Origin of the sequence: Amycolatopsis sp. NPDC001319 (assembly GCF_042896185.1) — a bacterium.
Taxonomy (GTDB): Bacteria; Actinomycetota; Actinomycetes; order Mycobacteriales; family Pseudonocardiaceae; genus Amycolatopsis.
Genome location: NZ_JBIAWY010000001.1, coordinates 280,876 through 306,937 on the forward strand (window position 1 = coordinate 280,876; position 26,062 = coordinate 306,937).

Here is a 26,062-nt window from a genome sequence, read left to right on the forward strand (position 1 = left end):
TCTCCTCCTGCTCAGCTCGACCGCTTCGGGTCCCATTTGAAGAAGCGCTTGCCCAGGCCGAGGGAAACGCCGATCCAGGCACACAGTAGTCCCAGCGGCATAACGCACGCCCTGAACGACTCCAGGAATCCGACCTGGTGCGGCAGCTGCGCCGTCGCCGGATTCGACGCGAAGTCCCGGCCGAGATACGCGGTGCGCACGATTTCCACGACCGAGCTCGACGGCAGGTACTGCACCGGCACCTGCAGGAAGTGCGGCATTTCGGACAGCGGGAAAACGATCCCGGACGCGAACATCATGAGGAACAGGAATGGCGTCACGATCCACGTGGACACCTCACTGGTGGGCAGCAGACCCGACACCCCGATCGCCAGCACCGCGAACGTGAACGCCCCCAGCACCACGCCGACCAGCAGCAACAGCGGGTTCGCGGGAGCAGGCGCACCCAAGTACGTCAGCCCGAAAACGAGCAGGACGACCACCTGCGCGATGCTCGTGACCGATCCGCTCATCGCTTCTCCGGTCATGATGGCGGTGTCCGGCAACGGTGTGCCGCGAAGGCGTTTGTAAATCAGTTTTCCGCGCCGGCTGGTCGCGGAGTTCACCACGTTGTAGACGATCCAGACGAGGACGAATCCCATCATCCCGGGCAGCAGGTACACGCCGCCGTCGACGCCGGCGATCTCGCCCTTGCCGTGCTGGCTGGCCGGCAATCCGATGCCGAGGCCGAGCGGAATGAGCACACCGGTGAGCGCGAATCCGAGATCGCGCCAGTGCACCTTCTGCGACAACAGGAATTGCGACCAGGTGTAGCGCCAGAAGCCGAGTGAACGACGAGGTCCGGCGTACGCGGGGGCGATGGCGGTCATCAGCGCTCCTTCGCGGTGGTGGCGAGGGCGGCCTCGTCGGCCACCTTGAGGAAAACGTCTTCGAGCGAGTTGCGCCGCACCTCGAGGTCCGAGATCCGCGCCCCGGAGCGAGCAGCCCAGTCGAACAGCCGGTGCAGATCCGCCTGCGGGTCCGTGCTGCTCAGCTCGTAGTGGCGCGCGTCCTCCGAGACCCCGGCCAGCTCGACCGGCACCGCCACCTCGCTGACGAACGTGACCGTCGACCCGTGGTCCGCGCCGATCACCTCGTCCACGGACCCGTGCCGCATGATCCGCCCGCGATCCATGATCGCGACGCGGTTCGCGAGGTACTGCGCTTCCTCCATGTAGTGCGTGGTCAACAGAATCGCCATCCCCCCGGCGACCATGTTCTCCAGCACGTGCCACGTCCGCCGCCGCGCCTGCGGGTCCAACCCGGTCGTCGGCTCGTCCAGGAACAACAGCTCCGGCCGCCCCAACACCGCCAACGCCAGATCCAGCCGCCGCCTCTCCCCACCGGACAGCTTCCCGACGCGCGTACCCGCGACCTTCCCCAGATCCACCAGCTCGACGGCCTCGTCGACCGACATCGCATCCGCCGTGAACCTCCGCCACGCCCGAATGGACTCGACCACCGTCAGGTCGTCGAAGAACCCGGCCTCCTGCAACATGATCCCCACCCGCGGCGCCACCTTCTCGCGCTCGTTGGCCGGATCCACCCCGAACACCCGCACACTGCCGGCACTCGGCCTCCGATACCCCTCCAGCACATCCATCGTCGACGTCTTGCCCGCACCGTTCGTCCCCAGCAACCCGAAGACCTCACCGGCCCGCACCGTGAAACTCAACCCGTGCACCGCGACGAAGGCCCCGTACTCGACCCTCAGCCCGTCCACCTCGACAACCACTTCCCTACCCATGCCCCCACCCTGGCGCCCACCCCCTAGCCACCCCCAGACGCAGCCCTCACCAAGGCACCATGCGTTCCCCACCCGCACCGCATGACAAACCTCATAACCCCAGCTCAACACAACCACTACGGGTCTGAACCACGCTGGGTCAGCACCAAAGGCACCGTGGGGGGTCCGGGGGGCTCGGCCCCCCGGGATCAATAACGACCGACAAACGGGAGGAGCCCCAGTCGCGCTAGCGACTGGGGCTCCGACCAAGGTGGGCGAGGAGGGAGTTGAACCCTCACGTCCTTTCGGACACACGGACCTGAACCGTGCGCGTCTGCCATTCCGCCACTCGCCCGAGTTGCTTCTCTCTGACAGCCAGCAAAGCGTAGCAGGGGGTTTTCACGGGTTTCAGCGGGGGTCGTGTCGAGGCTTCCTCTCCCGGATAGGATCGGTGCGGAAGCACACGTGCGAGGAGGTCACCCCAGGTGGGTCGGGTAGAGCGCTTCGACAGGCGTCTCGAGAACCTCGTGGGGAACACCTTCGCGCGCATGTTCGGTGGCAACGTCGTCACGCAGGAAGTGGCGGTGGCGCTCGAGCGGGAAGGCGAGGAAAACGTTCGTGAGCTGGCAGGCGGTCGGCAGCTCGCCCCGAATCACTACATCGTGTCCTTGGGGCAGGCTGACCACGATCGGATGGCCGGCGACGAGCAGCGGGTCACTGCGGTTCTCGCACAAGCTGTGGGCGAACACCTCGCCGAGCACGGCTGGGAGACCTATGGTGACGTCGTCGTATCACTCGAGCGCAACGAGGCGCTGCATACTGGACAGTTCAAGACCCGTTCGTCCGTCGATCCCGACGCCCACGCGAGTGGACCCGGTGGCTCGTCACGGTCGGCACGACCCAGCAACGCAGGAGACCCAGCAATGAGCCAGCCCCCCGGATACGGCCAATACGACCAGGGTGACCCGTACGGCCAGCAGGGCCAGTACGGCTACGGACAGCAGGGTGGCCAGCAGCCCGGGTACGACCAGGGCTATGGCCAGCAGGGCGGTTACGAGCAGCAGGGTTACGGCCAGCAGCCCGGCTATGACCAGTACGGCCAGCCCCAGCAGGGCGGTGCCGCTCAGCCCGGTTACGACCAGGGCTACCAGCAGGGTGGTTACGACCAGGGTTACGGCCAGCCCCAGCAGGGCGGCTACGACCAGTACGGCCAGCCGCAGCAGGGTGGTGGCTACGGCCAGCAGGGCGGTTACGACCAGGGTTACGGCCAGCCCCAGCAGGGTGGCTACGACCAGTACGGCCAGCCCCAGCAGGGCGGCGGCTACGGCCAGCCCGCGGCGGACCCGTACGGCCAGCAGCCCGGCTACGGCCAGCCGGCGGCCGACCCGTACGCCCAGCAGCAGCCCGGCTACGGCCAGCCCGCTCCCGCGGCCGGTCGCGCGCTCGCCGCGAGCCTGCAGCTGGACGACGGCTCGAACCGCACGTACTCGCTGAAGCAGGGCGGGAACGTCGTGGGCCGCGGCCAGGACGCCGACTTCCGCCTGCCCGACACCGGGGTGTCGCGCCGGCACCTGGAGATCACCTGGGACGGCCAGAGCGCCACGCTCGCCGACATCGGGTCCACGAACGGCACGACCGTGAACGGGACTCCGGTGCAGACGTGGCAGCTGGCCGACGGGGACGTCATCCGGGTGGGTCACTCTTCGTTGGTGTTCCGAACCCAGGGCTGACCAGAGGCCGGTGACGGGGTTCCCGCAGAATTGTCGTGCGGGGGGATCCGCGGTGCGCGCGCGCCGCGGCTTGCAGGCAGAGTCGGGAGCGGACACAACAAGTGCCAGAGCTGGTCGTTCAACTCACCAGAGTGGGCTTTCTCGTGCTGCTCTGGCTCTTCGTGTTCGCCGCCCTGCGGGTCGTCCGTTCGGATCTCTACGCCGCGTCCGGCCTGCGGGTGCAGGTGCCCTCGTTCCGGCGGAACAAGGAGAAGAAGCCGCGGGGCAGCAAGGCCCCGCAGCAGCTCCTGGTGACCCACGGGGCACTGGCGGGCACCCGTATCGCGCTCGACGGCCGGCCGATCCTGATCGGCCGTGCCGACGACTCGACGCTGGTGCTCGACGACGACTACGCGTCGACCCGGCACGCCCGCATCGCCCTGCGCGGGGAGGACTGGTACGTGGAAGATCTGGGCTCGACGAACGGGACCTACCTCGACCGGGCTAAGGTCACTGCACCCCTCCGGGTCCCGCTCGGAGTCCCCATCCGGATCGGCAAGACGGTGATCGAGCTTCGCCCATGACTCTCGTCCTCCGCTACGCGGCCCGCAGCGACCGGGGCCTGGTTCGTTCGAACAACCAGGACTCCGTGTACGCCGGCCCTCGCCTCCTCGCGCTCGCCGACGGTATGGGCGGCCACGCGGCCGGTGAGGTGGCCAGCAAGGTCGTCATCGCCTCACTCGCCCCCCTCGACGACGACGAGCCGGGCGACGACCTGCTCGGTCAGCTCCGCGAGGCCGTGACCAACGGCAACGCGGCCATCGCCGAGCTCGTCTCCCAGGATCCCGACCTCGACGGCATGGGCACCACGCTCACCGCCGTGCTCTTCGCGGGCAACCGCCTGGGGCTCGTGCACGTCGGCGACTCCCGCGCGTACCTGCTGCGCGGCGGCCAGTTCGCGCAGATCACCCGCGACGACAGCTTCGTCAACGAGCTGCTGGAGCAGGGCCGCATCACGGCCGAGGAGGCCGCGGTGCACCCGCAGCGTTCGCTGCTGCTCAAGGCGCTCACGGGGCACGAGGTCGAGCCGAGTCTCACCGTGCGCGAGGCGCGTCCCGGTGACCGGTACCTCATCTGTTCCGACGGTCTGTCCGGCATGGTCTCCGACGAGACGATGTCCGAGGCCATCCGCATCCCGGACCCGCAGGACTGCGCGGACCGGATGATCGAGCTGGCCCTCAAGGGCGGTGGTACGGACAACGTCACCGTGATCATCGCCGACGTGGTCGACGTCGACTTCGGTGACGACGCGCCGATCGTGGGCGGCGCCGCCGGCGACGGCAGCGACGAGCAGCACCAGGGCGACTCGCCGGCCGCGCGGGCCCGGGCGCTCACGCAGCCGCCCCCTCAGCCGCGGCCCGAGCCGCAGGCGTTCGAGGAGGACCCGAAGGCCAAGCGCCGCAAGCGGTTCCGCTGGCTCGTCGGCGCCGTCGTGGTGCTGATCGTGCTGGCCGCGGCCGCGATCGCCACGCGCTACTTCGTGCTCAGCCAGTACTACGTGGGCGAGGGTCCCGACCAGGAGGTCGTGATCTACCGCGGGGTGCCGGGCAGCATCCTCGGCATCCAGCTGCACTCCTTCGAGCAGGGCTCGTGCCCGCCGGGGACGCTGTGCACCGACAAGCTGCGCGTGCCGGCCCTGCAGGAGGACGCGCGCATCGCCGTGCAGAACGGCGTGAAGCGCGACAGCCTCGACGACGCCCGCACGTACATCGACGACTTCCTGCGCCTGCGCAAGCAGCTGTCCGACTGCCCGCCGGCGACCCCCGGCACCACTTCCGGCGTGCCGACGGCTCCCGGCGGTCCGCCGGCGTCGTCGAGCAGCGCTGTTCCGCCGCCTTCGAGCGGCGCGTCTTCGTCGGCGAACCAGCCTGCGGGGAGGGACTGCTCGACGTCGAGTACGGCGCCGACAGGAGGCGGTAACTGATGGGTCAGCCCCTGGCCGACCCGTTGTCGGCCCAGTTCGCGACCAATCCGCCCCGGGAGCTGCCCAAGCGCCGGGGCACCGAGCTGTTGCTGCTGGCGTTCGCCGCGTTCATCGTCACCCTCGCGCTCGTGCTCGTGGAGGCCAACCAGGAGCAGGAGCTCACGCTCTCGATCCTGTGGCTGGGCCTCGCCTACCTCGGTGTCCTGACCGCCGCGCACCTCGCCGTGCGCCGCTGGGCGCCGTACGCCGACCCGGTGCTGCTGCCGTGTGTCGCGCTGCTCAACGGCATCGGGCTGGTGATGATCCACCGGCTCGACCTGGCCGAAGCCGAGCAGGCCGCGCAGAAGGGCAGCGAGTACAGCCCCGAAGTGACCAAGCAGGTGCTGTTCACGGTCATCTCGCTGGCGCTGTTCGTGGTCGTGCTGGTCGTGGTCAACGACCACCGCACTCTCACGCGCTACGGCTACACCTTCGGCCTGATCGGCATCGCCGCGCTGGCGCTGCCCGCGGTGCTGCCGTCGAGCCTGTCCGAGGTCAACGGCGCGAAGGTCTGGCTGAAGCTGCCGTTCTTCTCGATCCAGCCCGGTGAGTTCGCGAAGATCCTGCTGATGATCTTCTTCGCGTCGTTCCTGGTGTCCAAACGCGACTTGTTCATGGTGGCGGGCAAGAAGGTCCTCGGCGTGGAGCTGCCGCGCGCCCGTGACCTGGGCCCGATCCTCATCGCCGCCGCAGCGAGCATCGGCATCCTCGTGTTCGAGAAGGACCTCGGCACGTCGCTGCTGTACTTCAGCATCATCCTGGTGATGCTCTACGTCGCGACCGAGCGCGTGATCTGGGTCGTCGTCGGGCTGACGTTCTTCATCGGCGGCTGCATCATCGCCTACAACCTCTTCACGCACGTCCAGCAGCGCGTGGAGAACTGGCTCAACCCGCTGGGCCCGCGCTACGACGAACTCGGCGGCTCCTACCAGCTCGCGCAGGGCCTGTTCGGCCTCGGCACGGGCGGGGTCGGCGGAACCGGTCTCGGCGCGGGCCGGCCGGACATCGTCCCGGCGGCGAGCACCGACTTCATCACCGCGTCGATCGGCGAGGAGCTGGGCTTCATCGGCCTGGCCGCCGTGCTGATGCTGTACCTGCTGATCGCGATGCGCGGCATGCGCAGCGCGCTGGCCGTGCGCGACACGTTCGGCAAGCTGCTCGGCGGCGGGCTCGCGTTCACGATGGTGATGCAGATCTTCGTGGTCGTCGGCGGCGTCACGGCGCTGATCCCGGAAACCGGGATCACGGCGCCGTTCCTGTCCCAGGGTGGTTCGTCGCTGCTCGCGAACTACATCCTCGTCGCCCTGTTGCTGCGCATCTCCGACGCCGCGCGCAAGCCGGCCAAGCGCGCCAAGCCGCAGCAGCCCCAGGCACCGATCGCCGAGGCGCACACCGTGCTGGTGCAGCGCCCGCCGGCCGGTGGCAGCCCGAACGGTGACGGGAGGACCGCGTGAACACTCCCCTGCGCAAGGTCGGCATGGCGATGCTCGTCATGATCGTCCTGCTGCTCGCGAACGACACCTACATCCAGGTCGTCAAAGCCGACGACTACCGCACCGACTCGCGCAACCAGCGCGTGCTCTACGACGAGTACTCGCGCCAGCGCGGGCAGATCGTCACGCCCGACGGCGTGGTGCTGGCCGGGGTGAAGGCCTCCAGCGACAAGTTCAAGTTCACGCGCACCTACACCGACGGCCCGATGTACGCGCCGGTGACCGGGTTCTACTCGATCAACTACGGCGCCGGCGGCCTCGAACGCGCCGAGGACGACGTGCTCAACGGCTCCGACCCGCGGCTGTTCGTGCGCCGCCTGTCGGACATGGTCACCGGGCGCGACCCGCGCGGCGGCAACGTGAAGCTCACGATCGACCCGAAGGTGCAGAAGGCCGCGTACGACCTGATGACCCAGCACGGCTACACCGGGGCCGTGGTGGCGATGGAGCCGAAGACGGGCCGCATCCTCGCGATGGTGTCCACGCCGTCGTACGACCCGAACACGCTGGCGTCGCACGGCAAGGACCAGAACACCGCCTGGGCGAACTACTCCAAGGACCCGAAGAACCCGATGCTGAACCGGGCGATCTCGGAGACCTACCCGCCCGGGTCCACGTTCAAGCTGGTCACCGCGTCGGCCGCGCTCGAGGCCGGTATCGGCCCCGACACCGTGATCAACACCGCGCCCAACGTGAAGCTGCCGGGCACCAACACCACACTCGAGAACTACGCCGGCGAGACCTGCCCCGGCAACACGTTCAAGGACGCGCTGGCGCACTCGTGCAACGTGCCGTTCGCGACCTTCGCGGGCCAGCTCGGCCCCGACAAGATGAAGGCGACGGCCGCCAACTTCGGCATCGGCCAGACCGACCTGACCGTGCCGATGAAGGTGGCGCCGTCCACCGTCGGCGCGCTCGACTCGCAGGGCGCGCTCTACCAGAGCGGCATCGGCCAGCGCGACGTGCGCCTCACGCCGCTGCAGGACTGCCTGCTCGCCGCGACCGTCGCCAACGGCGGCATGGCGATGAAGCCGCAGCTCGTGCAGTCGATCCTGGCGCCGGACCTCTCGACGATCGAGGACACCGACCCGGAGCAGCTCACCGGCACGCCGGCGCTGTCGCCGGAGAACGACCAGATCCTCACGCAGATGATGATCGCGTCGGAAGGCTTCACCGCGGGCAAGGGCAAGGACCCGGCGCTGAAGATCGCGTCGAAGACCGGCACCGCCGAGCACGGCACCGACTCGAAGAACACCCCGCCGCACGCGTGGTACACCGCGTTCGCGCCCTCGGACAACCCGCAGATCGCGGTGTCGGTCATCGTCGAGAACGGCGGCAACCGCGGGCTCGCCGCGACCGGTGGCTCCGTCGCCGCCGAGATCGGCCGGGCCGCCATCGCCGCGCGCCTCGGGGGTGGGTGACCCATGCTGTCCTCGGGTCAGCTGCTGGCCGAGCGCTACAAGCTGACGAACCGGATCGCCGTCGGCGGGATGGGCGAGGTCTGGCAGGCGAGTGACACCCGGCTCGACCGGGTCGTTGCGGTGAAGGTGCTGAAGGCCGAGCTCTCCGGCGACGCCGAGTTCCTGCACCGGTTCCGGACCGAGGCGCGGATGACGGCGTCGCTCAACCACGCCGGGATCGCGGCGGTGCACGACTACGGCGAGACCTTCGCCGGAACCGAGGGTGGCAAAGAGGAAGACGCGCTGCCCATCGCGTACCTGGTCATGGAGTTCGTGGAGGGCGACCCGCTCGCGGGCATCCTCGCCAAGCACGGGCGCCTCTCGGCCGACTACACGCTCGACCTGCTGGAGCAGGCCGGCACCGCGTTGCAGGCCGCGCACGAACAGGGCCTGGTGCACCGCGACGTGAAGCCGGGCAACATCCTCGTCACGCCTGCGGGCCAGGTGAAGATCACCGACTTCGGCGTGGCCAAGGCCGCGCACGCCGCGCCGGTCACGCGGTCGGGCATGGTCATGGGCACGGCCCACTACATCGCGCCCGAACAGGCGCTGGGCCACGACGCCGAGCCGGCCAGCGACGTGTACTCGCTGGCCGTGTGCGGCTACGAATGCCTTGCCGGCCACCGGCCGTTCCTCTCGGAGAACGCGGTGAGCGTCGCCATGATGCACATCCGCGACCTCCCGCCGCCGCTGCCGCCCGACGTGCCACCGGGTGCGCGCGCGGTCATCGAGGCCACGCTGGTCAAGGACCCCCGGCAGCGCTACGCGAGCGGTGGCGAGTTCGCCGCCGCCGTCGCGGCCGTCCGCGCCGGGCACCCCCTGCCGACGCCGCTCGGCCTGGTCAACGCCGCCTACGCGGCGGGCCAGGTCCCCCCGTCGCCGCCCCCCGGGATGCCGCAGGCCGGCGAGCTCCCCCACGTGCCCATCGGTCCTGGTTCCAACCCCGGGTTCCCGCCGCTTTCGCCGGGTTCGGTGCACCCCGTGCACCCGCCCGTGCCGCGGCGGAAGAGCCAGTGGGGCTGGTGGGTGCTGCTCGCGGTGATCGTGGTCGCCGTGATCGTGGCAGCGGCGTTCGTCGTGGCCAAAGTCGTGGGCACCGGCAACGGACAGACACCGAGAAGCGTGGACACAGGCAGACCGGCGCCAGTCGAGCCGACCGGCCGCGCTGGAGGACCGACCGCAGGCGGACCCGCCGAACCGGGTGCGAGCGAGAAGCAGGGCCTGCAAGGCATCATGACCACACCTTGGACGGAATGGAACGGCACACAGAGATGAGCACACCCAGACTGCTCTCCAATCGGTACGAGCTGGGCGAGACGCTCGGCTACGGAGGTATGTCCGAGGTCCATCATGGACACGACGTGCGTCTGGGCCGGGAAGTCGCGATCAAGGTCCTGCGCGCGGACCTCGCCCGCGACCCCCAGTTTCAGGAACGCTTCCGCCGCGAGGCGCAGAACGCGGCCGCCCTCAACCACCCCGCGATCGTGGCGGTCTACGACACCGGTGAAGCCAACACCGACTTCGGGAACCTGCCCTACATCGTCATGGAGTACGTCGAGGGCCGGACGCTTCGCGACATCGTGAAGACCGAGGGCCCGATGTCGCAGAAGCGGGCCATGGAGGTCATGGCCGACGTCTGCGCGGCACTGGACTTCTCCCACCGCCACGGCATCGTGCACCGCGACGTGAAGCCCGCCAACGTGATGATCACGAAGAACGGCGCCGTCAAGGTGATGGACTTCGGCATCGCCCGCGCGATGCACGACGGCCAGTCGGCGATGACGCAGACGGCCGCCGTGATCGGCACCGCGCAGTACCTCTCGCCGGAGCAGGCGCGCGGTGAAGCCGTCGACGCGCGTTCCGACGTGTACGCGGCCGGCTGTGTGCTCTACGAGCTCATCACCGGAGAGCCCCCGTTCACGGGTGACTCGCCGGTGGCCGTGGCCTACCAGCACGTGCGGGAGGACCCGAGCCCGCCGTCGTCGGTGAACCCGGCGGTGACGCCCGAGCTCGACGCCGTGGTGCTCAAGGCGCTGGCGAAGGGCCCGGCGAACCGCTACCAGTCGGCCGCCGAGATGCGCTCGGACCTCGTGCGCACGCTCTCGGGCCAGCGCCCGTCCGCTCCGATGGTGATGTCGGAGGACGAGCGCACCCAGGTGATGAACCAGGACCGCCGGCAGCCCCAGCGCTACGAGGAGTACGCCGACGAGCCGGACGAGGACCCGCGCGTCAAGCGCCGAAACCGCACGATCCTCGCGATCGTCGCGGTTCTGCTCGTGGCCGGCGTGGTGCTGCTGATCTTCTGGCTCAGCGGTGCCTTCCGGGCCGAGACCACCAACGCGCAGATTCCGAACGTGGTGGGCCAACAGGCGGGTGTCGCGAAGTCGAACCTGCAAACGGCGGGCTTCTCGTCGTTCGCCCCGAACAAGAACGTGATTTGCGGCGCGTCGGACCCGAGCACCAACCCCAAGGGCCTGACCTGCACCGACGACATGGTCGACAAGGTCGTCTCGATCGACCCGGGTGCAGGCCAGAACGTCGCGACGACGACGCAGATCCAGCTGTACGTGGGCGCGCGGCCCAATTCGGCCACCGTGCCGGACCTGACCGGCAAGACTCCGGACGACGCGCGCACCGCGCTGGAGCAGGCCAAGCTCGAGCTCGGTGACTCCACCTCGAAGCCGGCCGAGACACCGGACCAGGTCGGCAAGGTCATTTCGCAGAACCCGACGCCGAATTCGTCGGCGCCCGAAGGCACCAAGGTCAACATCGTCATCGGCGGCGAGCTGCAGCTCAAGCAGGTGCCGGACACGACCGGCACCGACTACGACGCCGCGAAGAAGAAGCTCGAAGGACTCGGCTTCACGGTCAAACGGGTCGACGTGGACTCCAACGACCCGAAGAACCAGGTCGTCAATCAGCAGCCGAACGGTGGTCAGGTCGCGCCGGGTTCGACGATCACGCTGCAGGTCTCGAAGGGCGTTCAGCAGATCACGATGCCGGACCTGACCGGTCAGACCGAGGACCAGGCGACACAGACGCTGCAAGGCATGGGCTGGTCGGGCCAGATCCAGACCGAGTCGGTGCACTTCGCCACGGTTCCGCCGAACACCGTGGCGAAGACCAACCCGAAGGCCGGTCAGACGATCTCGCCGACCCAGACGGTCGTGCTGACGATCTTCGAAACCGACAGCGGCGGTGACACCACCACGCCGACCAATCCCGGCAACGGCGGTTCCGGCGGTCTGCCGCCCGGCTTCCCGCCGGTGCGGCATCCATAGCCGGTGAAACGCGACAGGGCCCGCACGGTTTCCGTGCGGGCCCTGTGCTTTGTCCGGAAGTTTCCCGATCCTGGCCGAGACTCAGTCCTGGTCCAAGAACCCGCGGACGCTGGCGAGCACCGCGTCCACGTCGCTGGTCGAACCGCAGTCGACGTCGAGCTCCTCCACCGCCCCGGAGCGCTTCAGCTTGAGCAGCACGCGTTCGTCGCCGCGGCCCTTGCGCAGCCAGCCGAACAGCGAGCGGCACAGCGTGCCCACGGAGCGGCTGCTCACCATGACGACCACGGCGTCACCCGCCGCGTCGTCCGACACGGGTCTCTCGGCCAGCCGGACGCGGTCGCGGAGCTCGTCCTCGGAACGCAGCCAGGAGGCGAGCTGATGCAGCTCATCACCCGAGCCGGCCACGGTGATCGCGGCGATCCCAGCCGTCACGACTCTCCCCTCACGGGTGAACAGACGGCGCGAGGGTAACCGACGCGCCGGCGCGGAGGAAGACCGCCTTCCTGAATTGCGTACTGCAATTTGCATATCACTCCGAGCGATCATTCCGGCCGGGCACCGGCATCCGCCGTCGGCACGGGCGCGTCGTGCAGCCGACGAATGCCGGTGGACCGGTAGACCCACCCGCGGCGCCGGAGCGTTTCCCGACGCCGCGGGCTCTCTCCGCAGCAGTTTTCGCTGCTGGCCGGTGCCACCCGCGTGGGTGAAGGCAAGACATTAGCGTGCTCGGGTGATCTCCGGAAGATCCGAACCGGAAATTGCCATGTGCAATTTGCAGATTTACTCGGAGCACGTTCGAACCGCTCCGAGCTCAGGCCCGCCGGCCCGCCAGCCACCCGACGACGCCGGCACTCACGCCCAGCGCGACCACCGACGTGACCACGGCGAGGACGAGCGCGCCGCCGTAGGGCGCGCTGTTGGTGAGCGCCGTGATCAGCGGGTGGACCAGCGGCACCCACTTGCCCAGCAGGACCAGGCCGAGCACGAGCACGGCCGCGAGCACCGTCCACCCGATGCGCCCGACGAGCAGGCGCGAGCACGGCAGGCCGATCGCGATCCCGAGCACGCCGCTCGCCAGCAGGCTCACGAGGCCGACGCCGAACGCCGCCCAGTTCAGCTGCCACGTCCTGATCCCCGACCACACGATCGTGATCACTGTCAGTACCACCACGCAGCCGAACACCGCGAATACCGCACCGCCGATGGTGCGCCGGCGGCTGCGCGCGTGGCTGAGCGTGACGAGCCGCTGCACCGGATCTTCGATGTCGAGCACGGCGATCGTGAGCCAGCAGCCGAGGACGACCAGCGCACCGCTGCTCACGCCGTAGAGCGGCAGCACCGGCGAGTGCGGGTCGGAGTAGAGGATCACCGAAAGCGCGAGGTAGGCCAGCACTGCCGGCAGGTAACGCTGGGAATGGCCCAGCAGCGCGAGGTAGTAGCGGCTCACGGCGAGCACGGCGCCACCTCCCGCACGGACCAGCCGCCCGACAGCGCCCGCAGGAGCACGGCGTCGGCGCTCGTCGCGTCGACGGTCAGGACCACGTGCGGACCCTCGGCGATCGCGTGGCGCACGCCGGGTTCGGCGGTCCAGTCGGTGCCGGTGCCCGCGAGGACGATGCGGGTGGCGGGCCCGGTTTCCGCTCGGACGCCCACGGCCGTGAGCCGGCCGGCTTCGATGCGGTAGACGGCGTCGGCGTTCTCCCGCACGACGGCCGGCCGGTGGTCGGTGAACACCACACTCGCGCCACGCGCCCGCGTCTCGGCCACCAGCTCGCCGAGCACCGCGTGGGTGCCGACGTCGAGACCCGACCACGGCTCGTCGAGGATCAGCAGATCGGGCCGCGGCAGCACGGCCTGCGCGAGGCCGACCTTCTGCGCGTTGCCCTTCGAGAGTGCGCGCAGCTGCGCGTCAGGCCCGCCGACGAGCGCGAGCCGCTCCAGCAGCGGGTCGATCGTCGACAAGTCGGCAAGTCCGCGCATGCGCGCCATGTGCCGCAGGTACGACCGCGCGCTCAGCCGCTGCCCGCCGGGGAACCGGTCGGGCAGGTAGCCGATCGACGGCGTGCCCTCGACCGTGCCGAGGCTCGCCCGCGAAACACCCGCCAGGATCCGCAGCAGCGTGGACTTCCCGGAGCCGTTGGCGCCGAGGATCCCGACCACGCACGCGGCGGGTACGGCCAGGTCGACGCCGTCGAGCACCAGCTCGCCGCCGCCGTACCGCTTACCGACTCCGACGAGCCGGATCAGCGGGGTGGTCACGCAGCGGCGGCCTTCTGCAGCGCCTTCGTGGCGCGTTCCAGCTCGTCGACCTTCTTCGGGTCGACGGCGTAGCCGGCCGAGGCAAGCCACGTGGCCAGCATCCGGTGCCCGCCCTCGGTGAGCACCGACTCGGGGTGGAACTGCACACCCTCCAGCGGCAGCTCGCGGTGACGCATGCCCATCACCACACCGGACTCGGTACGGCCGGTGACCTCGAAGATCTCGTCGCGGATCGTCTCGGGCAGCACGGTCAGCGAGTGGTAGCGGGTGGCGGTGAACCCGTCGGGCAGACCGGCGAGCACGCCCTTGCCCTCGTGGCGGACCTGGCTGGTCTTGCCGTGCAGCAGCTCGGGGGCGCGGTCCACGGTCGCACCGAAGTGCACGCCCAGGGCCTGGTGGCCGAGGCAGACGCCCAGCATCGGCGTGCGCGTCTCGGCGCACTTCGCGATGACCTCGATGCTCTGGCCGGCGCGCTCGGGCGTGCCCGGGCCGGGCGAGACGAGCACGGCGTCGAACTCGGGCACCCGCTCGAGGTCGACCACGTCGTTGCGCCACACCGTGCACTCGGCGCCGAGCTGCGCCAGGTACTGCACCAGGTTGTAGACGAAGCTGTCGTAGTTGTCGACGACGAGTACGCGCATGCGGCCACTTTACTGATCCGGCCAAAAGTAGGCCGCTCCCCCGAGCGAGACGTAGCCGTCGCTGCCCAAGCCATGCGGCCGTGGCTGTGGTCGGATTAGTAAACAACCGGCACAGTGCCGCTCCCACCTGCTGGACCGTACGCCAGATCACAGTGAAAGTTAGGTAGCCCTAACTTACCGTGGTGCGGTGAGCCGATTCCTTCGCGTAGCGGTCGTGGGCGCCGGCCCTGCCGGTATCTACGCCGCCGACCTCCTGGACAAGTCCGACGCCGACGTGCAGGTCGACCTGTTCGAGCGCATGCCCGCGCCGTTCGGGTTGATCCGCTACGGCGTCGCGCCCGACCACCCGCGGATCAAGGGCATCGTGACCGCCTTGCACAAGGTGCTCGACCGCCCGAACATCCGGCTGCTCGGCAACGTCGACTACGGCACCGACCTGAAGCTCGACGAGCTGCGCGAGTTCTACGACGCCGTGATCTTCTCCACCGGCGCGATGGCCGACCGGCCGCTCGGCATCCCGGGCGCCGACCTCGCCGGCAGCCACGGCGCAGCCGACTTCGTGAGCTGGTACGACGGCCACCCCGACGTGCCGCGCACCTGGCCGCTGACCGCCACTTCGGTCGCCGTGCTCGGCGTCGGCAACGTGGCGCTCGACGTCGCCCGCATCCTCGCGAAGACGGCCGACGAGCTGCTCACCACCGACATCCCGGCCAACGTCTACGAAGGCCTGAAGGCCAGCCCCGTCACCGACGTGCACGTGTTCGGCCGCCGCGGCCCGGCGCAGGCGAAGTTCACGCCGCTGGAGCTGCGCGAACTCGACCACTCGCCCAACGTCGAGGTGATCGTGCACCCCGAGGACATGGAGTTCGACGAGGCCAGCATCACGGCGCTGCGGGCGTCGAAGCAGATCGACATGGTCGTGAAGACGTTGCAGGAGTGGGCAATCCGCGACGAGGGCACCCGCCCGAAGCGGCTGCACCTGCACTTCTTCCACGCGCCGGCCGAGGTCCTCGGCGAGGACGGCCGCGTGACCGGACTGCGCACCGAGCGGACCGAGTACGACGGTGAAGGCGGCGTGCGCGGCACGGGCGAGTTCCACGACTGGGACGTGCAGGCCGTGTACCGCGCGGTCGGCTACCTGTCGTCGCACCTGCCGGAGATCCCGTTCGACCACACCGCGGGCGTCGTGCCGAACCAGGCCGGCCGCGTGCTGGATCTCGACGAGAACCAGCTGCCCGGCGTCTACGTCACCGGCTGGATCAAGCGCGGCCCGATCGGCCTGATCGGCCACACGAAGGGCGACGCGGCGGAGACCGTCGCGAGCCTGCTGACCGACGCGGACACGCTCGCGTCGCCGAAGCACGACTCCCCCGACGCGATCCTCGACTTCCTCACCGGGCGCGGGATTCCGTTCACCACGTGGGAAGGCTGGGGCAAGCTCGACGCGCACGAGAAGTCGCTGGGCGAGCCGCACGGCCGGGAGCGGATCAAGGTCGTAGAGCGCGAAGAGATGATCCGAGTTTCGCGCGACTAGCGCGTCAAGGGATCAACTGGCGCCGAGGTAGGCGAGCACGGCCAGCACGCGGCGGTTGGTGTCGTCGGAAGCGGCGATGCCGAGCTTCGCGAAGAGGTTGGCCGTGTGCTTGCCGACGGCGCCCTCGCTGAAGTGCAGGCGCGCGGCGATCGCGGCGTTGGAGCAGCCCTCGGCCATGAGCTCCAGCACCTCGCGTTCGCGCGGGGTCAAGGCCGCGAGCGGGTCGGAAGCGTTGCCCGCCACCAGTTTCGCGATCACCTCGGGGTCCATGGCCGTGCCGCCGGCGGCGACGCGGCGCACGGCGTCCACGAACTGCTCGGCGTTGAACACGCGGTCCTTGAGCAGGTAGCCGATGGCGCCGGTTCCGTCGGCGAGCAGCTCGCGCGCGTAGAGCTGCTCGACGTGCTGCGACAGCACGAGAATCGGCAGGCCGGGCATCTCCCGGCGGGCGGCGAGCGCCACCTGCAGGCCCTCGTCGGTGTTGGTCGGGGGCATGCGAACGTCCACAACGGACACGTCCGGTCGGTGTTCCCGCAGCGCGACGGCGAGTTCCGGGCCTGAGCCGACCGCGGCGACGACGTCGAAGCCGTGCGCGGCGAGCAGGTGGGTCAGGCCGTCTCGGAGGAGGTACTGGTCCTCGGCGATGACGGTTCGGGGGCGGCCGGCGCCGCTTCCTGGCCCGCCGGTTCCGGGACTGTCTGGCACGGCACCTCCAGGATCGCCTCGGTCGGTCCGCCCGGTGGGCTGGTGAGGCTCAACGTACCGTCGAAAGCCCCCAGCCTGCGCTCGATTCCGCGAAGTCCCGATCCGCGCGCGGCTTCGGCACCGCCGCTGCCGTCGTCGGTCACGACCACGCGCAACACACCGTCGGAGTGCGTCAGCGAGACCAAAACCCGTTTCGCACCACCGTGTTTCGCCGCGTTGCCCAGCAGCTCGCACACGGCGAAGTACGCGCACGCCTCCACCGGCTGCTCGAGGCGGCCGGGCACGTCGGCCGTCACCTCGACCTTGAGCGGGCTGTCGAGCGCGACCGCGCGCACGGCGTCGACGAGGCCGCGTTCGGACAGCACCGGCGGGTGGATGCCGCGCACGAGCAGCCGCAGCTCGGTCAACGCGTCCGCCGACGCGGTGCGCAGCTCGGCCGCCAGCCGTTTGGCCGCTTCGGGATCGCTGTCGATCAGCGCCTCGACCGCGCCGAGCTTCAGGCCCATCGCCACGAGCCGCGACTGGACGCCGTCGTGCAGGTCGCGTTCGATGCGCCGCAGCTCCGCGGCCTGGGCCACGGTGACGTCGGTGCGCGACTGGTCCAGTCGCGCCACGCGCTGCGCCAGCCGCGTCGCCTCCGTCGGACCGAGCCACACGCGGGCGAAGCGGGCCTGCTGCCGGGCGAGCCACGGCGCCGGCGCCAGTCCGGCGACCAGCAGCACAAGCGCGAGCGGCGTCTGCGCGAGCGCGCCGAGGTGCGTCGACACCTCGGGCAGCGGGTACCACTGCACCGGCTGGTCCGGCGCCGTCACGAACGGCCGCCACACCCACAGCGTCGCCAGGCCGGTCAGGCCCCAGCCGAGCAACGCGACCGTCGGCAACGTCAGCAGCAGGCAGACCACGGGGATCAGCGCGCCGCCGGCGAGGTCGCGCCAGGTGGCCCGGTCGCGCAGGACCCACTGCGTGCGGGCGCGCTGAAGGGGCCAGAACGGCTCGTCGTACAGCTGCTTGCCGAACTGGTAGAGCCCGTCGGCGCGCGGCACCGGCAGCCCGGGCGGGGGCAGGTACGGCCGGTCGATGCGCACGCCGGTCCAGTACCCGGCCTCGCGCCGCAGCGTGTCCGTGATCGTCCGGCTGCCCACCACGAGCGACGCGGTCATCGGGGCCGCGCCGACGATCAGCACCAGCTGCCAGACCGAGAAGACCAGGTGCACGCACGCCAGGGCGAGAAGGCCGAACTGGTGGCCAGCCGCCTCGAGGTGGCGGTGCAGCCACCACTTGCGGGCGGGGTCGGCGGCCGGGTGCGGCCCCAGCCAGTGGCGGGTCCAGCGGCCGTACCAGCGCAGTGCGTGGCGTCCGGCCACCACCGACAGCACCGCCGTGACCAGCGCGAACGGCGGGTTGAGCACCTGCCAGCCGAGCTCGCGGCTCGTCGCCGGATCCTCCATGATCCACGTGAAACGTCGGTTCCAGCGGATCCACCACGCCCGTTTGTAGAGCTGGTTGCCGTCGCGGTACCAGCCGTCGCGCTCGCGTTCCGGCTCCGCCGGGGCCGGCCGGTACGGCGTCGCGACCTCGATCCCGCACCACCGGCCGACGAGCTCCCGCGTGCGCGCCGAGCGCCCGCGGGCCCGGTCGATGGCTGGGGTGAAGAAGAAGACCAGTCCGACGCAGAGCAGCAGGAAAGCGAGCAGCTCCACGAGCGCGTCGACCCAGCTCAGCAGCGCGAGGCCGGCGAGGACGAACGCTCGCCGCACGGATTCCATTCGCCGCACCCCCTTTCCCGCAGTCTGACCGAGCCGGGCACTCGGGCGCACTGGCCGAAGCTCCCGTACCGGGGTGGGCCCAGCCCCACCCCCACGTCAGCGAAACCCCACCTGAGCTGGGGTTTCACCGTCATTCTGCCGGACGCCGCGCGCTTCTAGCGTTTGTCGCATGCCACTCATCGAAGTGACCGAGCTCCGCAAAACCTACGGCAAGCGGGTCGCGGTCGACGGCGTTTCGTTCACCGTCGAGCGCGGCGAGATCTTCGGCATCCTCGGCACCAACGGCGCCGGCAAGACCACCACCGTCGAATGCCTCCAGGGCCTGCGCCGGCCCGACAGCGGTGCGATTTCCGTGCTGGGCCTGGATCCCGCGACGGACGCCGCCCGGCTGCACCAGCGCGTCGGCGTGCAGCTGCAGGACGCGCGGCTGCCCGACAAGCTGCGGGTGGCCGAGGCGCTGGAGCTGTTCGCCGCGTTCTACCCGCACCCGGCCGACGTCGGGGTGCTGCTGCGGCAGCTGCGGTTGGAAGAGCACCGGGCCACGGCGTTCGGCAAGCTCTCCGGCGGCCTGCGGCAGCGGCTGTCGATCGCGCTCGCGCTGGTCGGCGACCCCGAGATCGCGATCCTCGACGAGCTCACCACCGGTCTCGACCCGCATTCGCGCCGCGACACCTGGCAGCTCGTGACCGGGGTGCGCGACGCCGGCGTGACCGTCGTGCTCGTCACCCACTTCATGGACGAGGCCGAGCGCCTCTGCGACCGCGTCGCCGTGTTCGACGCCGGCCGGATCGCCGCCACCGGCACCCCGGCCGAACTCCGTGCCACCACGGGGAAATCCACTTTGGACGACGCGTTCGTCACCCTCACCGGACGGAGCTGACCGTGCACACCTTCACCAAACTCCTCGTCACCGAAGCGAAACTCTTCGCACGCACGCCGATGTGGGCGATCTTCGGCGTCCTGCTGCCGACCGCGGTGCTGGTCGGCGTCGGTTCCATCCCCGGCATGCGCGAACCGAGCGAGGTGACCGGTGGTCACCGCTTCATCGACCTGTGGGTGCCCTCGCTCGTGGTCGTCGCGCTCGCGATGCCGGGCCTGCAGTCGATCCCCGCGGCTGTCGCGAGCTATCGCGAGCAGGGCGTGCTGCGCCGGCTCGCGACCACGCCCGTGCCACCCGCGTTCCTGCTGCTGGCACAGCTGGTGCTGCACGCCGTGGTGGCGCTCGCGGGCGTGGCGCTCATGCTGGTGACCGCGCGCGTCGTGTTCGACGTGCCGCTGCCGCGCCACCCGCTGACCTACGTCGTGACGCTGCTGCTGGGCCTGGTGTCGGTGTTCGCGCTCGGCCTCATCGCGGCTTCGATCGCCCGCACGGCGAAAGCCGCGGCCGCGATCGCGATGATCGCGTTCTTCCCGATCATGTTCCTCGGCGGCGTGTACCTGCCGCGGCCGCTGCTGCCCGAGGTGATCCAGCGGATCGGCGCGTACGTGCCGCCGGGCACCCAGCCGTTGCAGGACGCGTGGGTGGGCGCGGGCGTTCAGCCGCTGCAGTTCGTCGCTCTGGCCGCGTTCGCGCTGGGCGGGACGGCGCTGGCCGTGCGGCTGTTCCGGTGGGAGTGATCCACCGAAGTGGTGATGAATACCGTTTTCTCTTGTGGCGTGCTCGGCCGGGCGAGTAGCCAGGAAGGGGAACCACTCACCATGGAGGTTGTCTTGTCTCTGGACGTATCGCCCGCGCTGCTGGAAAAGGCCGAGCGCGGGGAGGTCTCCGACGCCGAGTTCGTCGCCTGCGTGCGGGAGTCGCTGCCGTACGCGTGGGAAGTGATCACGGGCGTGATCGCCGAGGCCGACGGCGCGCCGGACGGCTTCGCCGACAACGAGACGCCGCCGCCGAGCGAGGCCGCCCGCGGGCAGCTGCTGCGCGCACTGGCCTCCGACGCCATCCGCGGCGGGCTCGAGCGCCACTTCGGCGTGAAGCTCGCTTTCCAGAACTGCCACCGGGTCGCGGTGTTCCGGACGTCCGAAGTGGACGGTGACCGCTACCGGGCGTTCGTGTCGGTGCGCGGACAGCTGCTCAACCAGAGCCCGGAGCTGCGCGACTGTTAAGCGCCGGCTTTTGAAACCCTGAGCGCGGGTAGCACTTCGGCGCCGATCCGCGCGATGTTCTCCGCCGTGCCCTCCGGCGTACCGGACGCCTCCACGAACATGATCACGTGGGCGGCCCCGGTGCGCCGGAGGCTCGTTTCCAGCGTCGCCACGCAGTACCCCGGATCGCCGACGGGGTGGATCTCGCACAGGTGCTCGGTGTACTCGTGCGGATCCCGCGACGGACCGGGCCGGCCGTCCACCGTCACGTGCGCGCCGAGCCCGTCGGAAAGCCAGCCGGGCAACGACTTCCGCACCACGTCGACCGCCGCGGCACGGCTGTCGCCGACCTGGCAGAGGACAGTGGACACGTGGTTGTTGTGCCCGCCGTACGCCTCGACCGTCGCGGCCTTCTCGTCGTCACCGGCGTGCAGCCCGAGCAGCATCGGCAACCCACGCTCGGCGGCCAGCCGCACGGCGTCGGACTTCGGGCCGCCGGCCGCCACGACCACCTCCGGCCGCCGCCGCGGTGTCGGCACCAGCGGCACCTCGCGGAAGTTGAAGTGCTCACCAGCCGCCGACGCGGTGCCGTTCGCAGCGGTGAGCAGCACGTCGAGTGATTCCGCGAAGCCGCTTTCGTAGCGTTCGAGCCCGGTGCCGAACACCTCCAGGTCCTGCCACGGCCCGCCGCGCCCGACGCCGAGGCGCAGGCGGCCGCCGGACACCGCGTCGAGCATCGACCACTGCTCCGCGAGCGCCACCGGATGCGTCGTCGACAACACGCTCACCGCCGTGCCGACGGTGATCCCCGACGTGCGCCCGAGCACGTGCGCGGCGAGCGTGATCGCCGACGGGCACACGCCGTAGGGCAGGAAGTGGTGCTCGGCGAGCCAGACGTCGTCGAAGCCCGCCGCCTCCGCGGCCTCGGCCGCGCGCACGGTCCTGAGCAGCACTTCGGCGTCCTCCTGCCCCGGGAACCGCCCGGAGACGAGGAAGACGCCGAAGCGGGTGTGCCTCAGTTGTCCACCGACACTTCGTTGAACGGCAGCAGCGGGTCGAGCCACGGGAACACCACGAACATCAGCAGGGCGATGATGCCGAGCACCAGCACGACGGCGATCGTCAGCTTCGCCGCGAACGGTCCCGGCAGGCGCCGCCAGATCCACGCGTACATCAGGAAGCACCGCCGATCTCGGTCAGCAGCTTCCCGTAGTCCGCCACCTGCGACTTCGGCACCTGCTGCGTGAGCACGGACGTGATGATCAGCCGCTGTTTCGCGGAGAACTGCGGGTGGCACGTGGTGAGCGTGAGCAGCGAGGCCTCCTGCGCCTTGGGCAGCGTGTCGGCCGGCTTGTACGGCACCGGGTTCACGGCGTCGCCCTGGCTCGGGAGCACCACCTTGCGGCCGAACGTCTGGTCGTAGGCGCCGCCGCCCGGAATGCTCGGGTTGCGCAGCGTCGACACGCCCTTGCACTCCGGCTGCGCGCCCTTGCCGCTGCTCCAGCCGGAGATTTCGTCGTCGTAGGGCAGGACCTTGTAGATGTAGAAGTCGGTCTGCGTCTCGATCACGATCTGGTCACACGAGCTGAGGTTGTCCAGGTCGTTGAACGGCGCACCCTTGCCCACGCGGTGACCGGCGACGCCGAAGTTGCCGGGCTCGCCGGGCAGCGCCGTGCCCTTGTAGTGGCCGGGCCCGATCGCGAGCGAGTCCTCGCCGGTGCCCTCCTGGATCGTGAAGTTGAAGTCCGCACCGAACGACGGGATGTGGATGCGCGCGAACGCCTTGCCGTCGACGAGGCCGGGGTGCAGCGTGCGGTCCTTGGCCCAGTCGCCCTCGAGCTGGTCGCTCGCCGCCGACTGCTTCTCGGCCGAGAACAGGTCGGTCACGTAGACCTCGTAGACCATGAACAGCAGCACGACCAGGCCGAGCGTGATGAGGATTTCCCCGGCCGTCCGAATCGCGACGCCCCCCTTGCCCAACGGCGCGGGCTCGGGCTTCTCCTTCACCGCGGTGGCGGTTCCCCCCGCCTCGACGGCCGCGAACACCTCGGTGGGCTGATCGGCCACGACGGGCCGCGGCCTGCGCCTGGGGTCCGGCCCAGCTCCGCCGCGTGGCGGCTGCGTCGGCCGCCCAGTCCCGCGCGGCGGGGTGCCCATGCGTTCGGTGGGCGGATTCCCGGCCCGCTGGGTGCCCCGGGGCGGAGTGCCCATGCGCTCGGTCGGCGGGTCCCCGGCCGACTCGATCCCGCGGGGTGGCGTGCCGGGTCCCTCGGCCCGCGCGCGCCGGCCCGGCTCGCTTGGCGGCCCGCCGGCGTCGGGCCCGGCGGCCATCGGTCCCCCCGCGCCCGGCGCGGCGCCTCGGCGGCCGGCGCCTCCTGGCCCGCTGCCTGCCTGCCCACCTGCGTCGTGGCCACCGGCGTCGGCGCCTCGCGCGCCGTAGGCCGGCTCACCGGCGCCCCGTCGGGCGCCACCTGCGTCCGCGCCCGGCGTGCGCCCCGGCTCGGTGCCGTTCTGCTGAGTGGGACGCGGCTGCCGCTGTTCGGGTGATCTGCGCTGGTCGGCCTGCCTGCTTGCCGGGTCGCCCGCGACGCGGCGCGCGGGCGGGGGCACTCTCCGGGTGGGGTCCTCCGGGGGCTGCCTGCGTGGTCTCGCGGCGCCGTCGGCACCGGGCGGCGGCTGGCGTCGCCGCTGGCCGTCGGGCCCTGGTGCGGGGCGGCGGCGGTCGTCTTCACCCGGCCAATCCTGCGTCGTCACGCAAGCTCCTCTCACACCGCCGGTGGAACTGCCGGTGGCGCTATTGTCACAGTCCGGAAATCCGACCGCTCCCGCCCAGTGCTCTGGAGCCGTCGTTTACGTTAACGTGTTCACGTGGCGCTGGTTGCGCAACCCGACGAGCGGGACGCCCGCGAACAGGCACCGCCACCAGGCAGAGCCAGAACAGCACGCGAGGAACACGATGCCGAAGTCCAAGGTCCGCAAGAAGACCGCGTACACCCCGCCCGTTGATCGCCGGACGCCGGTGAAGGTCAAGGCCGCGGGCCCGTCGAACCTGTTCTACAAGATCGTCATGTTCGGCCTCATGCTCCTCGGGCTGCTGTGGCTCATCGTGAACTACATCGCCGGCGACAAGATTTCGTTCCTGACGTCTCTCGGGAACTGGAACTTCGGCATCGGTTTCGCGGCGATGATCGTGGGCCTGCTCATGACCATGCGCTGGCGCTGATCATTACTCCGGATGGCGGCTTGACACCGAATTACATCGGTGTGACTCATCCCCAGTGTGGATAACCTCTGTGGATAACTACCCCACCTCGTGGGCACCCCGTTCGGCCCTTGTGGTAGTGGCCTGGCTGGTCACAGTCCTGCTGCTCGCCGGCGCGGTGCTCGACGGGCTCTTCGGCGACGGCAAGGGCGCGGTGCTCATGGGGCTCGCCACCGTCGCGATCGGGGCGTTCGCGGTGCACTGGAGCGTGGTGCGCCCACGGCTGTCCGTCGACGCGGACGGCCTGGTCACCCGCACGCTCGGCGGCACGCACCGCCTGCCGTGGGACCGGACGAGCATCCAGCTGCGCACCACCCGCCGGCTGGGCCGCGACGGCGTGACACTGGAGCTCGAACACGACGACGAGCTCTACATCTTCGGCCGCGTCGACCTCGGCGAAGACCCGCGCGACGTCCTCGACGCGATCACCGCCCTGCGCGGCGCGTTCTAGCCGGCCAGCGCCGAGAGCTCAACGCCGCGGTAGACGACCAGGCCCAGCAGCGCCACCACGATGATCGCCACGCCGATCGCCTGCCACCGCACGCGGTTGCGCTCCGGCGCGTAGAGCAGGGCCACGGCGACGAGCGCACCCGTGATGAGCCCACCGACGTGGGCGAGGATCGAGATGCCGGGGATCGAGAACGTGATGTACGCGTTGATCGCCAGTGTGACCAGCAAGCCGGCCGGGTTGAGCTTCAGCTTGACGACGATCACCGCGTAGCAGCCCAGCAGCCCGAACAGTGCGCCTGAGGCGCCGCCGGAGACCTGGAGCGGGTTGTCGAAAAGCAGCACCGCGACGGACGCGCCGAACATCGACACGAAGTAGAGCGCCGTGTACCGGGCTTTCCCGAAGACCTGCTCCAGCGCGCGGCCGATCATCCACAGCGAGAACATGTTCGCGGCGATGTGGATGATCCCGAAGTGCACGAAGCCCGATGTGAAGATCCGCCACCACTCGCCGCCGACGAGTGTGGTGGCGGGCTGCATCCAGCCGAACTGCTCCAGAGGCGCATTGCCGTTGTCGAAAAGACTCTTCGTCTGCAACGCCGTGATCAGGTAGATCAGCACGTTGACGGCGAGCAGCGTCGTCGTGATCACGACGGAGTCCGTCGGCCGGGCTCCCGCGATCGTGCGCGTGCCCATGCCGGAGTTCTGGTATTCGCGGTGCTGCTGCCGCGTCTGCTGCGAGCCGGCGTGCACGCAGTCGGTGCACTGGAAGCCGACGGGGGCTTCGCGAAGACAGTCCGGGCACGCCGGACGTCCGCAGCGCGCACAGCTCAGGCCGGTCGGGCGGTTGGGGTGCCACCAGCAACCGGGGAGCGCAGCCTGCGGAGGGTACGCGGGGGGATTCGGCGGTTGGTTCACGATGACTCCAACCTACCGAAATCCCCCCGAGACGGCCTCAGGCCTCGATGGTGACCTTCTCGATGACGACGTCGGACAGCGGCTTGTCCGCCGGGCCGGTCGCCGCGCGCGCGATCGCGTCGACGACGTTGCGGGACTCCTGGTCCGCCACCTCGCCGAAGATCGTGTGCTTGAAGTTCAGGTGGGTCGTCGGCGAGACGGTGATGAAGAACTGCGAGCCGTTGGTGCCGGGCCCGGCGTTCGCCATCGCCAGCAGGTAGGGCTTGTTGAACTGCAGCTCGGGGTGGAACTCGTCGCCGAACTTGTAGCCGGGGCCGCCACGACCGGTGCCGGTCGGGTCGCCGCCCTGGATCATGAAGCCGTCGATGACCCGGTGGAAGATCGAGCCGTCGTAGAACGGGCCGGAGTTCGTGCCCTGCGCGTTCGGCTGCGTGTACTCCTTGGAGCCGTCGGCCAGCCCCACGAAGTTCGCGACCGTCTTCGGCGCGTGGTCGGGGAGCAGGTTCACGTGGATGTCACCCTGATTGGTGTGCAGGGTGGCCTTGCGGGCGCTTTCAGTCACGCCGCCATCGTGCCATCCCTTCCCACATTTGGGGGGTTCAGGGGGCTCGGCACGGGGGAACCCTGCGGCAGGACCGCAGGAAGATGGGCATTTCCCGAGGTTTCACCGGTTCCCGATGGGGGAAGACACAGCGTCACGCCGGGAAAAAGGGCACG

The 26,062-nt window shown here is 70.1% G+C and carries 26 protein-coding genes and 1 tRNA gene; 13 read left to right on the forward strand and 14 right to left on the reverse strand.

Features of this window, described 5'->3' with window-relative positions; genetic code table 11:
* Positions 1-11 precede the first annotated feature (11 nt).
* The 3 genes from ACFY1H_RS01370 to ACFY1H_RS01380 all read right to left on the reverse strand — a co-directional run bounded on the left by ACFY1H_RS01370 (position 12) and on the right by ACFY1H_RS01380 (position 2,120).
* Positions 12-869 (reverse strand): ABC transporter permease, encoded by an 858-nt coding sequence (locus ACFY1H_RS01370; protein ID WP_366585999.1) that lies wholly within the window; start codon positions 867-869, stop codon positions 12-14.
* Positions 869-1,786, reverse strand: coding sequence for an ABC transporter ATP-binding protein (locus ACFY1H_RS01375; protein ID WP_386943808.1), 918 nt, complete (start codon positions 1,784-1,786; stop codon positions 869-871). Before ACFY1H_RS01375 ends, ACFY1H_RS01370 begins: the two co-directional genes overlap by 1 nt.
* 251 nt (positions 1,787-2,037) lie before the next feature.
* Positions 2,038-2,120 (reverse strand) — tRNA-Leu (locus ACFY1H_RS01380).
* 130 nt (positions 2,121-2,250) lie between these two features.
* On the opposite strand from ACFY1H_RS01380, the gene ACFY1H_RS01385 reads away from it, so the two are divergent.
* From ACFY1H_RS01385 to pknB, 7 genes are all read left to right on the forward strand, one after another.
* A complete protein-coding gene (locus ACFY1H_RS01385; RefSeq protein WP_366585995.1) occupies positions 2,251-3,495 on the forward strand; it encodes a DUF3662 and FHA domain-containing protein in 1,245 nt (414 codons plus the stop codon).
* Positions 3,496-3,596: 101 nt separating this feature from the next.
* Positions 3,597-4,058 carry an FHA domain-containing protein gene (locus tag ACFY1H_RS01390; protein WP_037718919.1) on the forward strand — a complete coding sequence of 154 codons (462 nt, stop codon included), beginning with the start codon at positions 3,597-3,599 and terminating at the stop codon, positions 4,056-4,058.
* Positions 4,055-5,458, forward strand: a complete 1,404-nt coding sequence (locus tag ACFY1H_RS01395; RefSeq protein WP_364043452.1) for a PP2C family serine/threonine-protein phosphatase — start codon at positions 4,055-4,057, stop codon at positions 5,456-5,458. Before ACFY1H_RS01390 ends, ACFY1H_RS01395 begins: the two co-directional genes overlap by 4 nt.
* Positions 5,458-6,951 carry an FtsW/RodA/SpoVE family cell cycle protein gene (locus ACFY1H_RS01400; RefSeq protein WP_364043449.1) on the forward strand — a complete coding sequence of 498 codons (1,494 nt, stop codon included), beginning with the start codon at positions 5,458-5,460 and terminating at the stop codon, positions 6,949-6,951. The genes ACFY1H_RS01395 and ACFY1H_RS01400 overlap by 1 nt, the downstream gene beginning before the upstream one ends.
* Positions 6,948-8,411 (forward strand): penicillin-binding transpeptidase domain-containing protein, encoded by a 1,464-nt coding sequence (locus ACFY1H_RS01405; RefSeq protein WP_366585992.1) that lies wholly within the window; start codon positions 6,948-6,950, stop codon positions 8,409-8,411. The genes ACFY1H_RS01400 and ACFY1H_RS01405 overlap by 4 nt, the downstream gene beginning before the upstream one ends.
* 3 nt (positions 8,412-8,414) lie before the next feature.
* Positions 8,415-9,725: a serine/threonine-protein kinase gene (locus ACFY1H_RS01410; protein WP_386943810.1), complete on the forward strand. Its 1,311-nt coding sequence runs from the start codon at positions 8,415-8,417 to the stop codon at positions 9,723-9,725.
* On the forward strand, positions 9,722-11,731 hold the full coding sequence (pknB, locus tag ACFY1H_RS01415; RefSeq protein WP_366585988.1) for a Stk1 family PASTA domain-containing Ser/Thr kinase: 2,010 nt from the start codon (positions 9,722-9,724) through the stop codon (positions 11,729-11,731). Before ACFY1H_RS01410 ends, pknB begins: the two co-directional genes overlap by 4 nt.
* Before the next feature lie 81 nt (positions 11,732-11,812).
* Here pknB and ACFY1H_RS01420 read toward each other — a convergent pair whose 3' ends face one another.
* The 4 genes from ACFY1H_RS01420 to ACFY1H_RS01435 all read right to left on the reverse strand — a co-directional run bounded on the left by ACFY1H_RS01420 (position 11,813) and on the right by ACFY1H_RS01435 (position 14,631).
* Complete coding sequence (locus tag ACFY1H_RS01420; protein WP_366585986.1) at positions 11,813-12,163, reverse strand: hypothetical protein; 351 nt, start codon at positions 12,161-12,163, stop codon at positions 11,813-11,815.
* Between the two features lie 379 nt (positions 12,164-12,542).
* Positions 12,543-13,187, reverse strand: a complete 645-nt coding sequence (locus tag ACFY1H_RS01425) for a hypothetical protein (protein ID WP_386943812.1) — start codon at positions 13,185-13,187, stop codon at positions 12,543-12,545.
* Positions 13,175-13,978: an ABC transporter ATP-binding protein gene (locus ACFY1H_RS01430; protein WP_366586115.1), complete on the reverse strand. Its 804-nt coding sequence runs from the start codon at positions 13,976-13,978 to the stop codon at positions 13,175-13,177. The genes ACFY1H_RS01425 and ACFY1H_RS01430 overlap by 13 nt, the downstream gene beginning before the upstream one ends.
* An 8-nt stretch (positions 13,979-13,986) precedes the next feature.
* Positions 13,987-14,631, reverse strand: a complete 645-nt coding sequence (locus ACFY1H_RS01435) for an aminodeoxychorismate/anthranilate synthase component II (RefSeq protein ID WP_366585982.1) — start codon at positions 14,629-14,631, stop codon at positions 13,987-13,989.
* Positions 14,632-14,845: 214 nt separating this feature from the next.
* On the opposite strand from ACFY1H_RS01435, the gene ACFY1H_RS01440 reads away from it, so the two are divergent.
* Complete coding sequence (locus ACFY1H_RS01440) at positions 14,846-16,165, forward strand: FAD-dependent oxidoreductase (RefSeq protein WP_386944820.1); 1,320 nt, start codon at positions 14,846-14,848, stop codon at positions 16,163-16,165.
* Between the two features lie 12 nt (positions 16,166-16,177).
* Here the strand turns inward: ACFY1H_RS01440 and ACFY1H_RS01445 are convergent, their stop codons facing one another.
* Positions 16,178-16,777, reverse strand: a complete 600-nt coding sequence (locus ACFY1H_RS01445) for a LuxR C-terminal-related transcriptional regulator (RefSeq protein ID WP_386944821.1) — start codon at positions 16,775-16,777, stop codon at positions 16,178-16,180.
* Positions 16,774-18,636, reverse strand: a complete 1,863-nt coding sequence (locus ACFY1H_RS01450; RefSeq protein ID WP_386943814.1) for a histidine kinase — start codon at positions 18,634-18,636, stop codon at positions 16,774-16,776. Before ACFY1H_RS01450 ends, ACFY1H_RS01445 begins: the two co-directional genes overlap by 4 nt.
* A 169-nt stretch (positions 18,637-18,805) precedes the next feature.
* Here ACFY1H_RS01450 and ACFY1H_RS01455 point away from each other — a divergent pair, with 169 nt between their 5' ends.
* The 3 genes from ACFY1H_RS01455 (at position 18,806) to ACFY1H_RS01465 (ending at position 20,739) form a co-directional block, all read left to right on the forward strand.
* Positions 18,806-19,516: an ABC transporter ATP-binding protein gene (locus ACFY1H_RS01455; protein WP_386943816.1), complete on the forward strand. Its 711-nt coding sequence runs from the start codon at positions 18,806-18,808 to the stop codon at positions 19,514-19,516.
* A 2-nt stretch (positions 19,517-19,518) separates the two neighbouring features.
* A complete protein-coding gene (locus ACFY1H_RS01460; protein ID WP_386943818.1) occupies positions 19,519-20,253 on the forward strand; it encodes an ABC transporter permease in 735 nt (244 codons plus the stop codon).
* 93 nt (positions 20,254-20,346) lie between these two features.
* Positions 20,347-20,739, forward strand: a complete 393-nt coding sequence (locus ACFY1H_RS01465; protein WP_360598601.1) for an SCO5389 family protein — start codon at positions 20,347-20,349, stop codon at positions 20,737-20,739.
* On the opposite strand, the gene ACFY1H_RS01470 is transcribed toward ACFY1H_RS01465, so the two are convergent.
* From ACFY1H_RS01470 to ACFY1H_RS01480, 3 genes are all read right to left on the reverse strand, one after another.
* Positions 20,736-21,671: an LLM class flavin-dependent oxidoreductase gene (locus ACFY1H_RS01470; RefSeq protein WP_386943819.1), complete on the reverse strand. Its 936-nt coding sequence runs from the start codon at positions 21,669-21,671 to the stop codon at positions 20,736-20,738. The genes ACFY1H_RS01465 and ACFY1H_RS01470 overlap by 4 nt on opposite strands.
* Positions 21,672-21,733: 62 nt before the next feature.
* Positions 21,734-21,892: a hypothetical protein gene (locus ACFY1H_RS01475; protein WP_364174134.1), complete on the reverse strand. Its 159-nt coding sequence runs from the start codon at positions 21,890-21,892 to the stop codon at positions 21,734-21,736.
* Positions 21,892-22,875 (reverse strand): class E sortase, encoded by a 984-nt coding sequence (locus tag ACFY1H_RS01480; protein ID WP_386944823.1) that lies wholly within the window; start codon positions 22,873-22,875, stop codon positions 21,892-21,894. Before ACFY1H_RS01480 ends, ACFY1H_RS01475 begins: the two co-directional genes overlap by 1 nt.
* A gap of 799 nt (positions 22,876-23,674) precedes the next feature.
* Here ACFY1H_RS01480 and crgA point away from each other — a divergent pair.
* Together crgA and ACFY1H_RS01490 are read left to right on the forward strand one after the other, a co-directional pair.
* Entirely contained in the window at positions 23,675-23,941 is a 267-nt protein-coding gene (gene crgA / locus ACFY1H_RS01485) for a cell division protein CrgA (protein ID WP_220245435.1), read from the forward strand.
* A 118-nt stretch (positions 23,942-24,059) separates the two neighbouring features.
* A complete protein-coding gene (locus tag ACFY1H_RS01490; RefSeq protein ID WP_366585968.1) occupies positions 24,060-24,431 on the forward strand; it encodes a PH domain-containing protein in 372 nt (123 codons plus the stop codon).
* Here the strand turns inward: ACFY1H_RS01490 and ACFY1H_RS01495 are convergent.
* Entirely contained in the window at positions 24,428-25,180 is a 753-nt protein-coding gene (locus ACFY1H_RS01495; RefSeq protein WP_366585966.1) for a rhomboid family intramembrane serine protease, read from the reverse strand. The two genes, ACFY1H_RS01490 and ACFY1H_RS01495, sit on opposite strands and share 4 nt — an antisense overlap.
* A gap of 202 nt (positions 25,181-25,382) precedes the next feature.
* Positions 25,383-25,907 (reverse strand): peptidylprolyl isomerase, encoded by a 525-nt coding sequence (locus tag ACFY1H_RS01500; protein WP_285971318.1) that lies wholly within the window; start codon positions 25,905-25,907, stop codon positions 25,383-25,385.
* Positions 25,908-26,062: the final 155 nt, after the last annotated feature.